Annotated in this window: 29 protein-coding genes; all 29 read right to left on the bottom strand. The window is 67.5% G+C overall.

Going from position 1 to position 13,543, the window contains the following annotated elements; genetic code table 11:
* Positions 1 to 15: 15 nt before the first annotated feature.
* The 29 genes from rpsD to rpsJ all read right to left on the bottom strand — a co-directional run bounded on the left by rpsD (position 16) and on the right by rpsJ (position 13,541).
* Positions 16 to 633 carry a 30S ribosomal protein S4 gene (gene rpsD / locus M9914_08405; protein ID MCO5174200.1) on the bottom strand — a complete coding sequence of 206 codons (618 nt, stop codon included), beginning with the start codon at positions 631 to 633 and terminating at the stop codon, positions 16 to 18.
* A gap of 39 nt (positions 634 to 672) precedes the next feature.
* Entirely contained in the window at positions 673 to 1,065 is a 393-nt protein-coding gene (gene rpsK / locus M9914_08400; GenBank protein MCO5174199.1) for a 30S ribosomal protein S11, read from the bottom strand.
* Between the two features lie 14 nt (positions 1,066 to 1,079).
* Positions 1,080 to 1,460 (bottom strand): 30S ribosomal protein S13, encoded by a 381-nt coding sequence (gene rpsM, locus M9914_08395; GenBank protein ID MCO5174198.1) that lies wholly within the window; start codon positions 1,458 to 1,460, stop codon positions 1,080 to 1,082.
* A gap of 2 nt (positions 1,461 to 1,462) precedes the next feature.
* Positions 1,463 to 1,579 (bottom strand): 50S ribosomal protein L36, encoded by a 117-nt coding sequence (gene rpmJ / locus M9914_08390; GenBank protein MCO5174197.1) that lies wholly within the window; start codon positions 1,577 to 1,579, stop codon positions 1,463 to 1,465.
* 12 nt (positions 1,580 to 1,591) lie between these two features.
* Positions 1,592 to 1,861 (bottom strand): translation initiation factor IF-1, encoded by a 270-nt coding sequence (gene infA / locus M9914_08385; protein MCO5174196.1) that lies wholly within the window; start codon positions 1,859 to 1,861, stop codon positions 1,592 to 1,594.
* Positions 1,851 to 2,645, bottom strand: a complete 795-nt coding sequence (map, locus tag M9914_08380) for a type I methionyl aminopeptidase (protein ID MCO5174195.1) — start codon at positions 2,643 to 2,645, stop codon at positions 1,851 to 1,853. The genes infA and map overlap by 11 nt, the downstream gene beginning before the upstream one ends.
* A complete protein-coding gene (locus M9914_08375; protein ID MCO5174194.1) occupies positions 2,642 to 3,229 on the bottom strand; it encodes an adenylate kinase in 588 nt (195 codons plus the stop codon). Before M9914_08375 ends, map begins: the two co-directional genes overlap by 4 nt.
* On the bottom strand, positions 3,230 to 4,546 hold the full coding sequence (gene secY / locus M9914_08370) for a preprotein translocase subunit SecY (GenBank protein ID MCO5174193.1): 1,317 nt from the start codon (positions 4,544 to 4,546) through the stop codon (positions 3,230 to 3,232). It lies immediately after the preceding gene.
* 2 nt (positions 4,547 to 4,548) lie between these two features.
* Complete coding sequence (rplO, locus tag M9914_08365; GenBank protein ID MCO5174192.1) at positions 4,549 to 5,007, bottom strand: 50S ribosomal protein L15; 459 nt, start codon at positions 5,005 to 5,007, stop codon at positions 4,549 to 4,551.
* A complete protein-coding gene (gene rpmD / locus M9914_08360; GenBank protein ID MCO5174191.1) occupies positions 5,004 to 5,180 on the bottom strand; it encodes a 50S ribosomal protein L30 in 177 nt (58 codons plus the stop codon). The genes rplO and rpmD overlap by 4 nt, the downstream gene beginning before the upstream one ends.
* Positions 5,177 to 5,650: a 30S ribosomal protein S5 gene (rpsE, locus tag M9914_08355; protein ID MCO5174190.1), complete on the bottom strand. Its 474-nt coding sequence runs from the start codon at positions 5,648 to 5,650 to the stop codon at positions 5,177 to 5,179. The genes rpmD and rpsE overlap by 4 nt, the downstream gene beginning before the upstream one ends.
* The gene (gene rplR / locus M9914_08350) at positions 5,650 to 6,003 is read right to left on the bottom strand and encodes a 50S ribosomal protein L18 (GenBank protein ID MCO5174189.1); all 354 of its coding nucleotides are present in this window, start codon (positions 6,001 to 6,003) and stop codon (positions 5,650 to 5,652) included. Before rplR ends, rpsE begins: the two co-directional genes overlap by 1 nt.
* 18 nt (positions 6,004 to 6,021) lie before the next feature.
* The gene (rplF, locus tag M9914_08345) at positions 6,022 to 6,564 is read right to left on the bottom strand and encodes a 50S ribosomal protein L6 (protein ID MCO5174188.1); all 543 of its coding nucleotides are present in this window, start codon (positions 6,562 to 6,564) and stop codon (positions 6,022 to 6,024) included.
* Complete coding sequence (rpsH, locus tag M9914_08340) at positions 6,564 to 6,959, bottom strand: 30S ribosomal protein S8 (protein ID MCO5174187.1); 396 nt, start codon at positions 6,957 to 6,959, stop codon at positions 6,564 to 6,566. The genes rplF and rpsH overlap by 1 nt, the downstream gene beginning before the upstream one ends.
* Positions 6,960 to 7,135: 176 nt before the next feature.
* Complete coding sequence (locus tag M9914_08335; protein ID MCO5174186.1) at positions 7,136 to 7,321, bottom strand: type Z 30S ribosomal protein S14; 186 nt, start codon at positions 7,319 to 7,321, stop codon at positions 7,136 to 7,138.
* A 14-nt stretch (positions 7,322 to 7,335) separates the two neighbouring features.
* A complete protein-coding gene (rplE, locus tag M9914_08330; protein MCO5174185.1) occupies positions 7,336 to 7,800 on the bottom strand; it encodes a 50S ribosomal protein L5 in 465 nt (154 codons plus the stop codon).
* 89 nt (positions 7,801 to 7,889) lie between these two features.
* The gene (rplX, locus tag M9914_08325) at positions 7,890 to 8,219 is read right to left on the bottom strand and encodes a 50S ribosomal protein L24 (protein ID MCO5174184.1); all 330 of its coding nucleotides are present in this window, start codon (positions 8,217 to 8,219) and stop codon (positions 7,890 to 7,892) included.
* Complete coding sequence (gene rplN, locus M9914_08320; protein MCO5174183.1) at positions 8,220 to 8,588, bottom strand: 50S ribosomal protein L14; 369 nt, start codon at positions 8,586 to 8,588, stop codon at positions 8,220 to 8,222.
* A gap of 16 nt (positions 8,589 to 8,604) precedes the next feature.
* Complete coding sequence (rpsQ, locus tag M9914_08315) at positions 8,605 to 8,838, bottom strand: 30S ribosomal protein S17 (GenBank protein ID MCO5174182.1); 234 nt, start codon at positions 8,836 to 8,838, stop codon at positions 8,605 to 8,607.
* A 14-nt stretch (positions 8,839 to 8,852) separates the two neighbouring features.
* On the bottom strand, positions 8,853 to 9,050 hold the full coding sequence (gene rpmC / locus M9914_08310) for a 50S ribosomal protein L29 (GenBank protein MCO5174181.1): 198 nt from the start codon (positions 9,048 to 9,050) through the stop codon (positions 8,853 to 8,855).
* Positions 9,037 to 9,462: a 50S ribosomal protein L16 gene (rplP, locus tag M9914_08305; protein ID MCO5174180.1), complete on the bottom strand. Its 426-nt coding sequence runs from the start codon at positions 9,460 to 9,462 to the stop codon at positions 9,037 to 9,039. Before rplP ends, rpmC begins: the two co-directional genes overlap by 14 nt.
* 3 nt (positions 9,463 to 9,465) lie before the next feature.
* Complete coding sequence (gene rpsC / locus M9914_08300) at positions 9,466 to 10,257, bottom strand: 30S ribosomal protein S3 (protein ID MCO5174179.1); 792 nt, start codon at positions 10,255 to 10,257, stop codon at positions 9,466 to 9,468.
* Positions 10,247 to 10,564, bottom strand: a complete 318-nt coding sequence (rplV, locus tag M9914_08295) for a 50S ribosomal protein L22 (protein MCO5174178.1) — start codon at positions 10,562 to 10,564, stop codon at positions 10,247 to 10,249. The genes rpsC and rplV overlap by 11 nt, the downstream gene beginning before the upstream one ends.
* Positions 10,565 to 10,596: 32 nt before the next feature.
* Positions 10,597 to 10,866: a 30S ribosomal protein S19 gene (rpsS, locus tag M9914_08290; protein MCO5174177.1), complete on the bottom strand. Its 270-nt coding sequence runs from the start codon at positions 10,864 to 10,866 to the stop codon at positions 10,597 to 10,599.
* Positions 10,867 to 10,868: 2 nt separating this feature from the next.
* Positions 10,869 to 11,702, bottom strand: a complete 834-nt coding sequence (gene rplB / locus M9914_08285; GenBank protein MCO5174176.1) for a 50S ribosomal protein L2 — start codon at positions 11,700 to 11,702, stop codon at positions 10,869 to 10,871.
* 15 nt (positions 11,703 to 11,717) lie between these two features.
* Entirely contained in the window at positions 11,718 to 12,005 is a 288-nt protein-coding gene (gene rplW / locus M9914_08280; GenBank protein MCO5174175.1) for a 50S ribosomal protein L23, read from the bottom strand.
* On the bottom strand, positions 12,002 to 12,598 hold the full coding sequence (rplD, locus tag M9914_08275) for a 50S ribosomal protein L4 (protein MCO5174174.1): 597 nt from the start codon (positions 12,596 to 12,598) through the stop codon (positions 12,002 to 12,004). The genes rplW and rplD overlap by 4 nt, the downstream gene beginning before the upstream one ends.
* Positions 12,598 to 13,218 carry a 50S ribosomal protein L3 gene (gene rplC, locus M9914_08270; GenBank protein ID MCO5174173.1) on the bottom strand — a complete coding sequence of 207 codons (621 nt, stop codon included), beginning with the start codon at positions 13,216 to 13,218 and terminating at the stop codon, positions 12,598 to 12,600. The genes rplD and rplC overlap by 1 nt, the downstream gene beginning before the upstream one ends.
* 2 nt (positions 13,219 to 13,220) lie before the next feature.
* Complete coding sequence (gene rpsJ / locus M9914_08265; protein MCO5174172.1) at positions 13,221 to 13,541, bottom strand: 30S ribosomal protein S10; 321 nt, start codon at positions 13,539 to 13,541, stop codon at positions 13,221 to 13,223.
* Between the last annotated feature and the right edge of the window lie 2 nt (positions 13,542 to 13,543).

Genomic DNA, 13,543 nt, shown 5'->3' with positions numbered 1-13,543 from the left:
TGGTGCGCTCGCCGCTCAGCGCGAGTAGTACTCGATGACCTGGAGCTCGTTGACCGGAACCATGATGTCCTCGCGGGAAGGGCGGTGCAGGAAGCGGCCCTTCATGGTCTCCGAGTCGAACTCCAGCCAGGGGTTCAGCTTGCCCCGCTTGCGGTCCTCGATGTTGGCCTGGATGACGCCGTTCTTCTTCGCCTTGGCGGAGACCTCGATGGTGTCGCCGGGGCGCACGCTGTAAGACGGGACGTCGACGCGCTTGCCGTTCACGAGGATGTGCCCGTGAGCGACGAACTGGCGCGCCTGGCGCCGCGTGTAGGCGATGCCGAGGCGGTAGACCACGTTGTCGAGGCGCGACTCGAGGAGCTGGAGGAAGACGGTGCCCGTCGAGCCTTCGGCGCGGTTGGCCTCCTCGAAGAGGTTGTGGAACTGCCTCTCGCTCATGTTGTAGTAGAAGCGCAGCTTCTGCTTCTCGCGCAGGCGCACCCCGTAGTCGCTCGGCTTGCGGCGACGGCGCTGGCCGTGCTGGCCGGGCGGGTAGGGGTGCTTCTCCATGTAGCGCTGCACCTTGGGCGTCTCCACCAGGTTGGCGCCTTCGCGCCTGCAGATCTTGACTATCGGTCCTCTGTATCGACCCATGTTTCTCCTAGGCCCCCAGCACGGGGCCGCGCCCTAGACTCAGGGGCGCTTCCGCTTGCGCGGGCGGCAGCCGTTGTGGGGGGTGGGGGTGTCGTCGATGATGGTGCGGACGTTCACGCCCGTGGCCTGGATGGAGCGGATGGCCTGCTCACGGCCGGAGCCCGTGCCACGGATGACGATGTCGACCTGCGAGACGCCCATGTTCTGAGCCTTGCGGGTCGCGTCGGCGGCGGCGAGCTGGGCGGCGTACGGCGTGCCCTTCTTCGAGCCCTTGTAACCGATGGAGCCCGAGGAGGACCACGCCACGGTGTTGCCGTCCATGTCCGTGATGGTCACGATGGTGTTGTTGTAGGAAGCGTGGATGAACGCCTTGCCCTCCGAGATGGAGCGCTTGACCCGCTTCTTCGTGTTCTTGGTAGTCGGCTTGGCCATTAGTCAGCGCGTCCTTACTTCTTCGGGGCCTTCTTCTTGCCGGCCACGGTGCGACGCGGGCCCTTGCGGGTACGCGCGTTCGTCTTCGTCGACTGCCCACGGACCGGCAGGCCGCGGCGGTGCCTGAGCCCGCGGTAGCAGCCGATGTCCATGAGGCGCTTGATGTTCAGCTGCACCTCGCGGCGCAGGTCGCCCTCGACCTTGTAGTCGCGGTCGACGATCTCGCGAAGGCGGCTGACCTCGGTCTCGGTGAGGTCCTTGACGCGCGTGCTCGGATCGACCTCGGCCTTGGTGAGGATCTCGACGGACCGGCTCCAGCCGATACCGTAGATGTACGGGAGGGCCGCTTCGATGCGCTTGTCCCTAGGCAGGTCTACGCCCGCGATACGCGCCACTCTCAGCCCTGCCTTTGCTTATGCGTCGGGTTGCTCGGGCAGATGACGTAGACCCGGCCGTGCCGACGGATGACCTTGCACTTATCACACATTGGTTTCACTGAAGCCCTGACTTTCATGCTCCAACTCTCCTACTTGCGGTAGACGATGCGACCCTTCTCGGGGTCGTAGGTGCTGATCTCCAACACGACGCGATCGCCGGGAAGGATGCGGATGTAGTGACGGCGCATCTTGCCACCAACGTGGGCAAGGATCTCGGGCCCTGCGTCCAACTGGACCAAGAAGGTCGTGTTGGGGCGCGCTTCAAGTACCACGCCTTCGGTGCGGATAGTGTCTTGCGTCGTCTCTTCCTGACGTTCAACGCGTGGCCTTCTGGGCGGACCCGAACTCTTACGCGCCATGCACACCTCCCCTGGCGGTGGGCATGACCTTCGTCCCACTGCCGCTTGCCGTAAGCACCCAAGGACCATCTTCCGTGATGGCTACGGTGTGCTCGAAATGTGCCGCGAGGCACCTGTTCTCGGTGGAGGCCGTCCAGCCGTCGTCCGCGATCACGACGCGTGCGCGCCGCTGAGCCACCATGGGCTCTATCGCGAGGACGAGGCCGGGACGGAGAACAGGTCCGGTACCGGCACGACCGAAGTTGGGCACCTCGGGGCCTTCGTGGAAGTCGCGACCGATGCCGTGACCTACGAACTCCCGTACTACCCAGAAACCTGCCGCTTCGACGACGTCCTGTATGGCCGCGGATACGTCGCCTAGTCGGCCGCCTGCTTGGGCCCGCTCGATGCCGGCGGTCAAGGACCGCTGGGTGACAGCGAGGAGCCGTTCGGCATCGACCGAGACGTTGCCAACGGGGTAGGTGCGGGCCATGTCGGCCGCGTACCCGCGATAGAACGTCCCGATGTCGATCGAGATTATGTCGCCCTCCGCCAACGGCCGGTCGTCCGGGAAACCGTGGACGACGACCTCGTTGGGGCTGGCGCAGATCGTGGCGGGGAAGCCGTTGTAACCCTTGAACGCCGGCTTACCACCGCGCGAGAGGATAGCATCTTCAGCAAGCGCGTTCAACTCGCGCGTCGTGACGCCAGGCGTCACGGCACGCTCGACGACCTCGAGGGCCTCGCGGTTGATCACCGCGGCTTCGGCCATGACCTCGAGCTCGCTGCGGCGCTTGACTATCATGCCCGCTCCGCTCCGAGGGCGCCGACGACCCGGTCGAAGACCTCACCGGTAGTGCCGATGCCGTCGACGCTCCTGAGCTTGCCTTGCGCAGCGTAGTAGTCGAGGAGCGGTCGCGTCTGGTCGAGGTATACCCGCATCCGCGTACGGATGGTGTCCTCGTTGTCGTCCGAACGGCCTTCGGCCGCGGCGCGGCCGAGGAGGCGCCTGACGAGCTCCGACTCCGGGACGACCAGCTCGATGGCGGAATCGATGCCCGCGCCGTAGCTGGCCAGCAGGTCGTCCAAGGCCTCGGCTTGCACGGTGGTGCGCGGGAAGCCGTCCAGCAGGACCCGGATGGGTCGCATGCGGTCGAGCTCGGCCCTCACCATGCCGATGATGATGTCGTCGGGGACGAGGGCGCCGGAGTCCATGATGACCTTGGCGCGCTTACCGAGCTCCGTGCCGCCTTGCACGTGGGCGCGAAGCATGGCGCCCGTCGAGAGCTGCTCGAGGCCGCGCTCGGAGGCGAGCAGGTTGGCCTGCGTGCCCTTCCCCGCCCCGGGAGGGCCCATGAGCAGCACGACCTCGTGGTCTTGGCTAGGCACCTAGAAGCGCCTCCCGCGGCCCCGGATGCGACCCTTGGCCACGAAGCCCTCGTAGTGGCGCATCATGAGCTGCGACTCGAGCTGCCGCAACGTGTCCAGGGCGACGCCCACCATGATCAGGAGGCCGGTGCCGGAGAAGACGAACGAGAGCTGCTGCTGGCCCGTGAGCCAGGAGAAGGCCTGCGGCAGGGCGTTGACCAGACCGAGGAACAGCGCGCCCCAGAGGGTGATGCGGTTGGTGATGCGGGTCAGGTGCTCGGTCGTCTGCTGGCCGGGGCGCACGCCCGGCACGAAGCCGCCGTACTCGCGGAGGTTCTCGCTGATGCGCCTCGGATCGAACGAGATCTGGGTGTAGAAGTACGTGAACCCGACGATCAGGAGCGTGCTGAGGAGCAGGCCCTGCCACTGGCTCGGGTTGAACCAGCTGGCGAGCGACTGCATCCAGGCGATCTCGGGGAAGGCCCCGAGGATCGTCTGCGGCAGCACGAGGATGGCCACGGCGAAGATGATCGGGATGACGCCGGCCGCGTTGAGCCGCAAGGGGATGTACGTCGTCTGACCGCCCATGACCTTGCGCCCAACGACCTTGCGGGCGTACTGGACCGGGATGCGCCGTTCGGCCTGCTGCACCAGCACCATGCCGGCGATGGCGACCACGAGGAGGACGACGTAGAAGAGGAGGCCGAAGACGTTGGCCTCGCCGGCGCCGATGAGGGCGAACTGCTGACCGAGCGCGCCGGGGAAGGCGGCCACGATGCCGGCGTAGATGATCAGCGAGATGCCGTTGCCGATGCCGTACTCCGTGATCTTCTCGCCAAGCCACATGACGACGGTGATGCCGGCTACCTGCGTGACGAGGACCACGAACCAGAAGAACGGCCCGTTGCTCCAGCCGACCTTGAGCGCGCCGGACGGTCCGATCAGGGCGATCGCGAGGAAGAGCGCCTGGATGGCGCCGAGCGCGGTGGCGCCGAGGCGCGTGTACTGCGTGATCTTGCGCCGGCCTTCTTCCCCTTCCTTCGAGAGCTTCTCGAGGGGCGGGTACGTGCTCTGGAGGAGCTGGATGATGATGCTCGCCGTGATGTAGGGGATCACGCCGAGCGCGGCGATCGAGAAGACCTCGAAGTTGCCGCCCGAGATGAAGTTGAGCAGGGAGAAGACGCCGCCGCCTAGGGCGCCGGCCTTGAGCGCCTGGACGTCCACGCCCGGCGTCGGGATGTGGACCATCAGGCGGTAAGCGGCCAGCAGGCCTATGGTGACGAGCAGCTTGGCCCGCAAGTCCGGGATGACCAGAGCATTGCGGAAAGCCTTAAGCATGTTTAGGCTCCCTCGCCGGTCGAGGTCAGGACGACCTTGCCGCCGGCGGCTTCCACCGCGGCGAGCGCGCCCTTCGAGGCGGCGTCGACGGTGATGGTGAGGCCCTTGACCTCGAGCTCGCCGTCGGCCAGGAGCTTGACGCGGTGGTCGACACGGCGCACGAGGCCGGACGCGACGAGCTTGGCGGCGTCGATGGACTCGCCGGCCGCGAAGGCGTTGAGATCGCGGAGGTTGACGAGCTGGAGGGGCTCCTTCACGCGCGTGAAGCCGCGCTTCGGCAGCCGCATGATCAGGCGCGAGCGCCCGCCTTCCCAGCCCGCCCCTTGGCTATGGCCTGAGCGGCTGGTCTGACCCTTCTGGCCGCGACCGGCCGTCTTGCCGCGGCCGCTCCCGAGGCCGCGACCGACGCGCTTGCGCGTCTTCTTCGAGCCCGGTGCCGGGCTTAGTTCGTTGAGCTTCACCGCTTCTCCCCTTCGATGGCGAGCAGGTGTTCGACCTTCTTGACCATGCCGCGCGTCGACTCGTTGTCGACGATCTCGCGCACGTCGCCGATCTTCCTCAGCCCGAGGGCGTTGGCCGTGCCGCGCTGGGCCTTGGTCGTGCCGATCAGGCTGCGGACGAGCTTGACCTTCATTCCGCCGACTCCCTGATGCGCTTGGCCTCGTCGAAGGTACGGAGCTGCTTGAGGCCGTCGATGACCGCGTAGGCCACGTTGGTCTGGTTGCGGCTGCCGAGCTCCTTCGTGAGGAGGTTGCTGTAGCCGGCCAGCTCGACGATGGCGCGCGGCACGCTGCCGGCGATGACGCCGGTGCCGGCGCCCGCGGGCTTGAGCATCACGCGGCTGGTGCCGTGCTCGCCCAGGACCTCGTGCGGCACGGTGCCCGGCTCCTCGATGGGCACGTTGATGATGTTGCGGCGCGCGACGTACTGGCCCTTCTGAACGGCCACCGGGACTTCCCTGGCCTTCCCGAGGCCGACGCCGACGCGACCGTTGCGGTCGCCGATGACGACCATGGCGCCGAACCGGAACCGCCTGCCGCCCTTGTACGTCTTGGCGGTGCGCCGGATGAAGATGACCTTGTCTTCGAAGTCGGTATCAGCCATCAGAACTCGAGGCCTCCTTCACGGGCCCCTTCAGCGAGGGCCTTGACGCGACCGTGGTACCTGAAGGAACCGCGGTCGAAGACGACGCTCTTGACACCGGCAGCGACGGCGCGCTCCGCGAGGAGCTTGCCGACTGCCTTGGCCTGCTCCGTCTTGTTGCCCTGAGGGGCGAGCGCCTTGCTGTTGGCTTCCGCCACGGTGCGGCCCTGCTCGTCGTCGATCACTTGGGCGTAGATGTGCTTGGCGCTGCGGAACACGGAGAGGCGCAGGCGCTCGGTGTGCACCGGGCGCTTGAGCCGCCTGCGGGTGCGGTTGGCGCGGCGTTCCTTGCGTACGGATACGTTCATGCTCATGATCTACCCTGCCCCGCTTCAGCGCGCCGCGGACTTGCCGGGCTTGAGTCGGACGGTTTCACCCGCGTACCTGATGCCCTTGCCGTGATAGGAGTCGGGCGGGCGCAGGGCGCGGATGTTGGCGGCCACCTGGCCGACGAGCTGCTTGTCGATGCCGCTCACGGTGATGCGCGTCGGCTCCGTCGCCTGGATGGTGATGCCCTTGGGGGCCTCGACGACGACCGGGTGCGAGTAGCCGATGGTCAGCTCCAGGTTCGAGCCCTTGTTGGCGCAGCGGAAGCCGACGCCGTGGATCTCGAGCTTCTTCTCGTACCCTTCCGTCACGCCGGTGACGGCGTTGGCGATCAGCGTGCGCGCGAGGCCGTGCTGGGCGCGGTCGTCGCGGTTGTCGCTCGGACGCGCGACGTTGAGGGCGCCGGCCTCTTCCTTGACTTCAAGGCGCGGGCTGAAGACGACCTCGAGGCTGCCCTTGGGGCCCTTGACCGACACCTTGCCCGGCTCCGTGAGCCTGGTCTCGACGCCTTTGGGCAGGCGGATGGGCGAGCGGCCGATGCGCGACATCACCACACCTCACAGACGATCTCGCCACCGACGTTGTTGCGGCGAGCTTCGCGGTCGGCGAGGAGGCCGCGCGAGGTGGAGATGACGGCGAGGCCGAGGCCGCCGCGGACGACCGGGACGTGCTCGGCCTTGGCGTAGGCGCGACGGCCGGGGGTGGAGACGCGCTTGATGGAGTGGATGACGGGCGAGCGCTTGTGGCCGTACTTGAGGCCGATGCGCAAGTAGGGCTTGCCCTCGACGTCTACCGCATCGATCGACTTGAGGTAGCCCTCCGCCACCAGGAGCCGGCCGAGGGCCAGCTTGAACTTGCTCGCCGGCACATCGACGCTCGCTTCGGCCTTGGCCACGGCGTTGCGGATGCGCGTGAGCATGTCTGCGATTGGATCCGTCTGCATTTACCTTCCTCCGTGGGGGCGGTTTCGGCGCGTGCGCGCAGACCTCTTCCCCGGGATTGCTTCTTCTCGCTTGGTCCTGACCTGTGCCAGGCGCCGACCGGCGCCGGTCGGTCGCGGCCCGTCGCCGCAACCGGTCGTCCGCGTGGCTGCGCTGCTTGGCGACGCAGCCACTCCCGTCACCAGCTCGCCTTGACGACGCCGGGCAGATGCCCGAGATGCGCCATCTCGCGCATGCAGATGCGGCATACGCCGAAGTCGCGCAGGTAGGCGCGCGAACGGCCGCAACGCGAACAACGGTTGCCGGCGCGGACGGAGAACTTCGGGGTGCGCTTGGACTTGGCTACGTGAGCCTTGGTTGCCACTCTTCCCTCCTCCCTTACTTCCTGAACGGCATGCCGAGGAGTTCGAGGAGCGAACGCGCTTCCTCGTCGGTCTTGGCCGTCGTGACGATGGTGACGTCGAACCCGCGGGTCGCGTCGACCTGGTCGTAGCTGATCTCTGGGAACACCATCTGCTCCCGGATCCCTAGGCTGTAGTTGCCGCGCCCGTCGAAGCTGTTCGTCGGCACGCCGCGGAAGTCGCGGACGCGGGGGAGCGCGATGTTGACGAGGCGGTCGAGGAACGACCACATGCGCACGCCGCGCAGCGTGACGCGCAGGCCAACGGGCATGCCTGCCCTGACCTTGAAGTTCGAGACCGACTTCTTGGCGCGGGTGACGGCCGGACGCTGCAGCGTGATGGCCGCGATCTCCTTGGAGGCCTTGTCGATGACCTTGGAGTCCTCGCGGGCCTCGCCGACGCCCATGTTGACGACGATCTTCTCGATGCGCGGAACGGCCATCGGGTTCTGGTAGCCGTGCCGCTCCTCGAGCTGGGGCCGGATGGCGGCGTAACGCTTCTTGATGGGGAGTTCTATCTTCTCCATTACTCTCACTCGTCCAGCTGCGCGCCGGACTTGACGGCCACGCGCACCTTGGTGCCGTCGTCCTGCAGGCGGTACGCGATGCGGGTCGGGGTGCCCGTCTTGGGGTCGAGGAGCTGGACGTTGCTCAGATGGAGCGACGCTTCCTGCTCGACGAAGCCCCCGCGCGGGTTCTCCTGGGTGGGACGCTGGGCCTTGCGGATGATGTTGACGTTCTTGACGAGGACGCGACCGGCCTCGCGGTCGACCGAGATGACCTCGCCGCTCGAGCCCTTGTGCTTGCCGGCGATCACCTTGACGTTATCGCCCTTCTTGATACGCGTCTTGACGCGTGACATTCACAGCACCTCCGGGGCGAGGGACACGATGCGCATGAACTTCTTCTCGCGCAGCTCGCGCGCGACGGGTCCGAAGACGCGGGTGCCGCGCGGCTCGTTCTGAGCGTTGAGGATCACGGCGGCGTTCGTGTCGAAGCGGATCGAGGAGCCGTCCTTGCGGTTGACTTCCTTCTTCGTGCGCACGATGACGGCCTTGACGACGTCGCCCTTCTTCACGGCGGCGTGGGGGATGGCGTCCTTGACGGCCGCCACGATCACGTCGCCGACCGAGCCGACCCACTGCTGACCGGTGCCGAGCACGCGGATGCACTGGATGGTGCGAGCGCCGGAGTTGTCGGCCACGTCGAGGAAGGTTTCCTGTTGGATCATGTCAGCTCACTCCCGCTTACGCGCGCGCCTTCTCGATCAAGCGCGAGACGACGAAGCGCTTGCGGCGGCTGATGGGCCGGCTGGCCGCGATCTCGACGAGGTCGCCTACCTGGTAGGTGTTCTTCTCGTCGTGCGCCAGGTAGCGCTTGGAGACCGTGACGACCTTGCCGTAGAGGGGGTGCTTGAAGCGCCGCTCCACGTTGACCGTCACCGTCTTGTCGGCCTTGTCGCTGACGACGCGGCCCTGCATGGTCTTCGTAACCTTCACCGTGTTCCCTCGGCCTTCTCCTTGGCGATGGTCAGGAGGCGTGCGATCTCCCGCTTGGCCACCCGTGCCCTGCGCGGGTTGCTGGTGTGGCCGACGGCGGACTGGATGCGCAGGTCGAAGAGCTCCTCACGGCGCTTCTCGACCTCGGCCTCGATCTCGCCCGCGCTCATGTTGCGGACGTCACTGGGCTTCATCGTAGATCTCCCGCTTCACCATCTTCACCTTGATGGGGAGCTTGTGGGCGGCGAGACGGAAAGCCTCCTTGGCCTGCTCCTCGGTCACGTTGGCGACCTCGAACATGACCCGGCCCGGCTTCACCACGCTGACCCAGTACTCCACCGCGCCCTTCCCCTTACCCATTCGAACTTCCTGCGGCTTCTTCGTGACGGGCTTGTCAGGGAAGATGCGAACGTAGATCTTACCACCACGGCGGAAGAAGCGGCTCATGGTCACGCGCACGGCCTCGATCTGGTTGGACTTGATCCAGGCCGGCTCCAGGGCCACGAGGCCGTAGTCGCCGAAAGCGACGTAGTCGCCACCCTTGGTGGCGCCCGTCATCCGGCCGCGCATCTGCTTGCGGTACTTGACGCGCTTCGGTAGCAACATGGCTCAGCCACGCTCCTTCCTGGCGCGCGGGCGCGCGTCGCGCGCACCGGCTGGGGCGCCCGGGCGACCGGCGCCGTCGCGGCGGCGCGGACCGGCGGGGCGGCGACGGCGCTTCTTGTCGTCGTCGACCTTCGGTCGCGGGAGGACGGCGGCCTTGCGCTGCTTGTCGCCGACGATCTCGCCGTGGAAGACCCACGCCTTCACGCCGATGACGCCGTACGTGGTGTTGGCGCGCGCGGTGCCGTAATCGATGTCGGCGCGCAAGGTCTGCAGCGGCACCCGGCCGTCCGCGTACCATTCCGGGCGGGCCTGCTCGGTGCCGCCGAGGCGACCGGAGCACCGGACCTTGACGCCCCTGGCGCCGGACTCCATCGTGCGCTGCACGGCCTGCTTCATGGCCCTGCGGAACGCGAAGCGGCGCTCGAGCTGCTCGGCGATGCGCTGGGCGATGAGCGCGGCGTTCGTGTTGGGGTTGGCGACCTCCTGCACGTTGACGCCGATGGTGCCCGGGATCTTCGCGCTCAGCTTGGTGCGCAGGGCCTTGATGGCCTCGCCGCCGCGCCCGATGACCACGCCCGGCTTGGCCGTATGGATGGTGACGTTGATGTTGTGAGCCGCCCGCTCGATGTCGATGCGCGAGACGCCGGAGTGGCCGACGTCCTTGAGCACCGTCGCGCGGATGAGCTCGTCCTCCTGCAGGAGGCGGGGGTAGTCGGCCGGCGCGGCGTACCAGTGAGCGGACGGCTCCTTGTTGACGCCCAGCCTGAACCCGACGGGGTTGATCTTATTTCCCACTACGTTCCTCCAGCGTGATCGAGATACTGCACGTGCGCTTGCGCATCAGGTCGGCGCGCCCGCGGGCGCGCGCGAGGAAGCGCTTGAGCGTCGGCCCTTCGCTGACCTCGATCGCCTTGACGAAGAGGCTGTCCTCGAACATGTCGTGGTTGTTGACCGCGTTCGCCTTGGCGCTCTGGAGCACCTTGAGCATGGGCTTGGCGGAGCGCTTGTCCGTGAAGCGCAGGATGTCCTCCGCCTTGCTCACGTCCTTGCCGCGGATGAGATCGGCCACGAGGCGCGTCTTGCGCGGGGTGACGCGCAGCATGCGCAGCGAGGCCTTGGCTTGCTGAGCCACGGTCACTCCTTCCGCGAGCCGGAGTGGCCGCGGAACGAACGGGTCGGCGAGAACTCGCCGAGCTTGTGCCCGACCATGGTCTCCTGAACGAAGACGGGGACGTGCTGCCTGCCGTTGTAGACGCCGATGGTGTGACCGACCATCTCGGGCACCACCGTGCTGCGGCGGCTCCAGGTCTTGATGACGCGGCGGTCGCCGGAGGCGTTGGCGGCGTCGATCTTCTTGAGCAGGTGGCCGTCGACGAACGGTCCCTTCTTGAGGCTACGCGCCATTGTCAGCTTCCCTTCCGGCGCCGCACGATGAAGCGGCTCGAACCCTTGCGCTTGTCGCGGGTCTTGAGGCCCTTGGCCTTCTGACCCCACGGGCTGACGGGCGGGCGTCCGCCGGTGGAGCGTCCCTCGCCACCGCCGTGCGGGTGGTCGACCGGGTTCATGGCGCGACCGCGCTGGTGCGGCTTGCGCCCATACCACCGCGTGCGGCCGGCCTTGCCGTAGACGACGTTCTTGTGGTCCGAGTTGCCCACGACGCCGATGGTGGCGTAGCACTCCCCGTGGACCTTGCGCAGTTCACCCGACGGCAGCCGCAGGGTGACGTACGTGGCGTCGCGGCCCTGGATCTGGATGCTCGTGCCGGCGGAGCGCGCGAGCTGCGCGCCCTTGCCGGGCAGCAGCTCCACGGCGTGCACGACGGCGCCGACGGGGATGAACCGCAGCGGCATGGCGTTGCCGAGCTCCGGCTCGGCCTCGGCGCCGGCGACGATGGTGCTGCCGACCGCCAGCTTGTCCGGCGCGAGCACGTAGCGCTTCTCGCCGTCGACGTAGTGCAGCAGCGCGATGTTGGCGCTACGGTTCGGGTCGTACTCGATGCTGGCGACCTTGGCGGGCACGCCCTCCTTGTCGCGGCGACGGAAGTCGATGACGCGGTAGCGGCGCTTGTGGCCGCCGCCACGGAAGCGCGACGTGATGCGCCCGTGATGGTTGCGGCCGCCCGTCTTCTTGAGGGGCCGGACCAACGACTTCTCCGGAGCATCGCGCGTGATCTCCGCGAAGTCCAGCGTGCTCATGCTGCGACGGGAGGGGGTGTAGGGACGGTAGTTCTTGGTTGCCATGTCCTGACCTCCTCCTTACGACAGGCCTTCGAGCTGCTCTATGCGCTGCCCGGCCTTGAGAGTGACGATGGCCTTCTTCCGTTCGGGGCTGCGGCCGGAGAAACGGCCGAGCGACTTGATCTTGCCCTTGACGGTGACCAGGTTTACCTTGACCACGTCGACCTTGAAGGCCGTCTCGATGGCCTCGCGGATCTGGACGCGGTTGGCGTGCGGATGGACGTAGAAGGAGTACTTGCCGCTCTGGATCGCGGTCACGGCCTTCTCGCTCAGCACGGGGGCGAGGACGACGTCGTAGGCGTTCATGCGCTCTCTCCCGGCTCGTCGAAGATCTTGGCGTCGGCGATGACGCGGTCGGCGCGCAGCACGTCGTAGACGTTGAGGCCGGCGCCCGCGAGCACGTCGATCCATGGGACGTTACGCGCGGCGCGGCGCACGAGCTCATCGTCGGTGACGAGGAGGACGCGCTCCTTGCCGTCGAAGCCGTGGCTCTTGGCCCACGCGACGAACTCGCGCGTCTTGCCGCCGACGCCGAAGGAGTCGACGAGCGTGAGGCGGCCGTCCTGGGCGCGGCTGGCGATGGCCATCTGGAGGCCGAGGCGCCTGACGCGCTTCGGGAGCGTGTAGCCGTACGACCGCGGCTGCGGGCCGAAGGCCGTGCCGCCGCCGACGAAGATGGGGGCCTTCTTGTCGCCGTGGCGAGCGCGGCCGGTCCCCTTCTGCGGGTAGATCTTGGCGGTGGAGCCCGACATCATGCCGCGCGTCTTCGTGGCGGCCGTGCCGCGGCGGCGCTTGGCGAGCTGCCACATGACGACTTCATGCAGCACCGACTCTTTTGGCTCGGGCAGGTCGAGGGTGACCTTACGCCCACTGCCGATGACGTCTATGGTGACCGGCATCAGCTCACCTTCCTCTTCGACTGGCGTACCTGGACGAGGCCGCCGTTGGGGCCCGGAAGCGCGCCCTTGATGAGGATCAGGTTGTCCTCCAGGCGCACCTCGACGACCTCGAGACCGACGATGGTGACGGTCTCGCCACCGTAGACGCCGGCCATGCGCTTGCCCTTGTAGACGCGGCCCGGCCACTTGCGCTGGCCGATGGAGCCGGGCGAACGGTGCTTCTTCTTGACGCCGTGGGTGGCGGGGAGGCCGCTGAAGTTCCAGCGCTTCATGACGCCGGCGGTACCGCGGCCCTTGCTCGTGCCCGTGACGTCGACGGCCTCGCCGGCCGCGAAGACGTCCGCCTTGACCTCGTCGGCCTCAGGCGCGTAGTCGCGGAACTCGACCAGGTGGCGGGTCGCGGCGACGGCGGCACGCTTGAAGTGGCCGGCGCGCGGCTTGTTGACCGCCTTGCCCGGGAGCTCGTCCCACCCCAACTGCACCGCAGCGTAGCCGTCGGTGGCTGGGGTCTTGCGTTGCACCACGGGGCAGGGCCCGGCGAGCACGACGGTCACCGGCACGAGCCGGTCGCCTTGCCACACCTGGGTCATGCCCACCTTGGTGCCGAGGATTCCTTTCACTGTCAACGGCCTCCGACGGTCTTGATCTCGATGTCGACCCCGGTCGGGAGGTCGAGATGCATGAGGGAGTCGATGGTGCTCTTGGTCGGCGACTTGATGTCGATGAGCCGGTTATGGGTCCGGATCTCGAAATGCTCGCGACTGTCCTTGTCGGTGAAGGGGCTGCGCAGCACGCAGAAGCGCCGGATGCGGGTCGGGAGCGGCACGGGGCCGGCGACCTTGGCGCCGGTGCGGCGCACGGTCTCGACGATCTTCGTAGCGGAGGAGTCCAGGCTACGGTGATCGAAGGCCTTCAGTTTGATGCGGATCTTGGGAGCGGCCATAT

Source organism: Trueperaceae bacterium, assembly GCA_023954415.1.
Lineage (GTDB): Bacteria > Deinococcota > Deinococci > Deinococcales > Trueperaceae > JAAYYF01.
Note: the sequence above shows the minus strand (reverse complement) of the source record. Positions and strands in the feature narration are given on the sequence as shown.

Coding starts and splice junctions, on each gene's coding strand:
- rpmC (MCO5174181.1), bottom strand. CDS start 9,050: ATGAAGCCCAGTGACGTCCGCAACATGAGCGCGGGCGAGATCGAGGCC.
- infA (MCO5174196.1), bottom strand. CDS start 1,861: ATGGCGCGTAAGAGTTCGGGTCCGCCCAGAAGGCCACGCGTTGAACGT.
- rpmJ (MCO5174197.1), bottom strand. CDS start 1,579: ATGAAAGTCAGGGCTTCAGTGAAACCAATGTGTGATAAGTGCAAGGTC.
- rplD (MCO5174174.1), bottom strand. CDS start 12,598: ATGCCGGTCACCATAGACGTCATCGGCAGTGGGCGTAAGGTCACCCTC.
- rplB (MCO5174176.1), bottom strand. CDS start 11,702: ATGGCAACCAAGAACTACCGTCCCTACACCCCCTCCCGTCGCAGCATG.
- rplP (MCO5174180.1), bottom strand. CDS start 9,462: ATGTTGCTACCGAAGCGCGTCAAGTACCGCAAGCAGATGCGCGGCCGG.
- rpsD (MCO5174200.1), bottom strand. CDS start 633: ATGGGTCGATACAGAGGACCGATAGTCAAGATCTGCAGGCGCGAAGGC.
- rpsJ (MCO5174172.1), bottom strand. CDS start 13,541: ATGGCCGCTCCCAAGATCCGCATCAAACTGAAGGCCTTCGATCACCGT.
- rplR (MCO5174189.1), bottom strand. CDS start 6,003: ATGAGCATGAACGTATCCGTACGCAAGGAACGCCGCGCCAACCGCACC.
- rpsQ (MCO5174182.1), bottom strand. CDS start 8,838: ATGCAGGGCCGCGTCGTCAGCGACAAGGCCGACAAGACGGTGACGGTC.
- rpsK (MCO5174199.1), bottom strand. CDS start 1,065: ATGGCCAAGCCGACTACCAAGAACACGAAGAAGCGGGTCAAGCGCTCC.
- rplW (MCO5174175.1), bottom strand. CDS start 12,005: ATGAACGCCTACGACGTCGTCCTCGCCCCCGTGCTGAGCGAGAAGGCC.
- rpsE (MCO5174190.1), bottom strand. CDS start 5,650: ATGGCTGATACCGACTTCGAAGACAAGGTCATCTTCATCCGGCGCACC.
- rpmD (MCO5174191.1), bottom strand. CDS start 5,180: ATGAAGGTCAAGCTCGTCCGCAGCCTGATCGGCACGACCAAGGCCCAG.
- rplN (MCO5174183.1), bottom strand. CDS start 8,588: ATGATCCAACAGGAAACCTTCCTCGACGTGGCCGACAACTCCGGCGCT.
- rplX (MCO5174184.1), bottom strand. CDS start 8,219: ATGTCACGCGTCAAGACGCGTATCAAGAAGGGCGATAACGTCAAGGTG.
- rplE (MCO5174185.1), bottom strand. CDS start 7,800: ATGGCCGTTCCGCGCATCGAGAAGATCGTCGTCAACATGGGCGTCGGC.
- rpsH (MCO5174187.1), bottom strand. CDS start 6,959: ATGCAGACGGATCCAATCGCAGACATGCTCACGCGCATCCGCAACGCC.
- rplV (MCO5174178.1), bottom strand. CDS start 10,564: ATGCTGCGCGTCACCCCGCGCAAGACGCGCCTCGTGGCCGATCTCATC.
- rpsS (MCO5174177.1), bottom strand. CDS start 10,866: ATGGCGCGTAGCCTCAAGAAGGGACCGTTCGTCGACGGCCACCTGCTC.
- map (MCO5174195.1), bottom strand. CDS start 2,645: ATGATAGTCAAGCGCCGCAGCGAGCTCGAGGTCATGGCCGAAGCCGCG.
- rplF (MCO5174188.1), bottom strand. CDS start 6,564: ATGTCGCGCATCGGCCGCTCGCCCATCCGCCTGCCCAAAGGCGTCGAG.
- secY (MCO5174193.1), bottom strand. CDS start 4,546: ATGCTTAAGGCTTTCCGCAATGCTCTGGTCATCCCGGACTTGCGGGCC.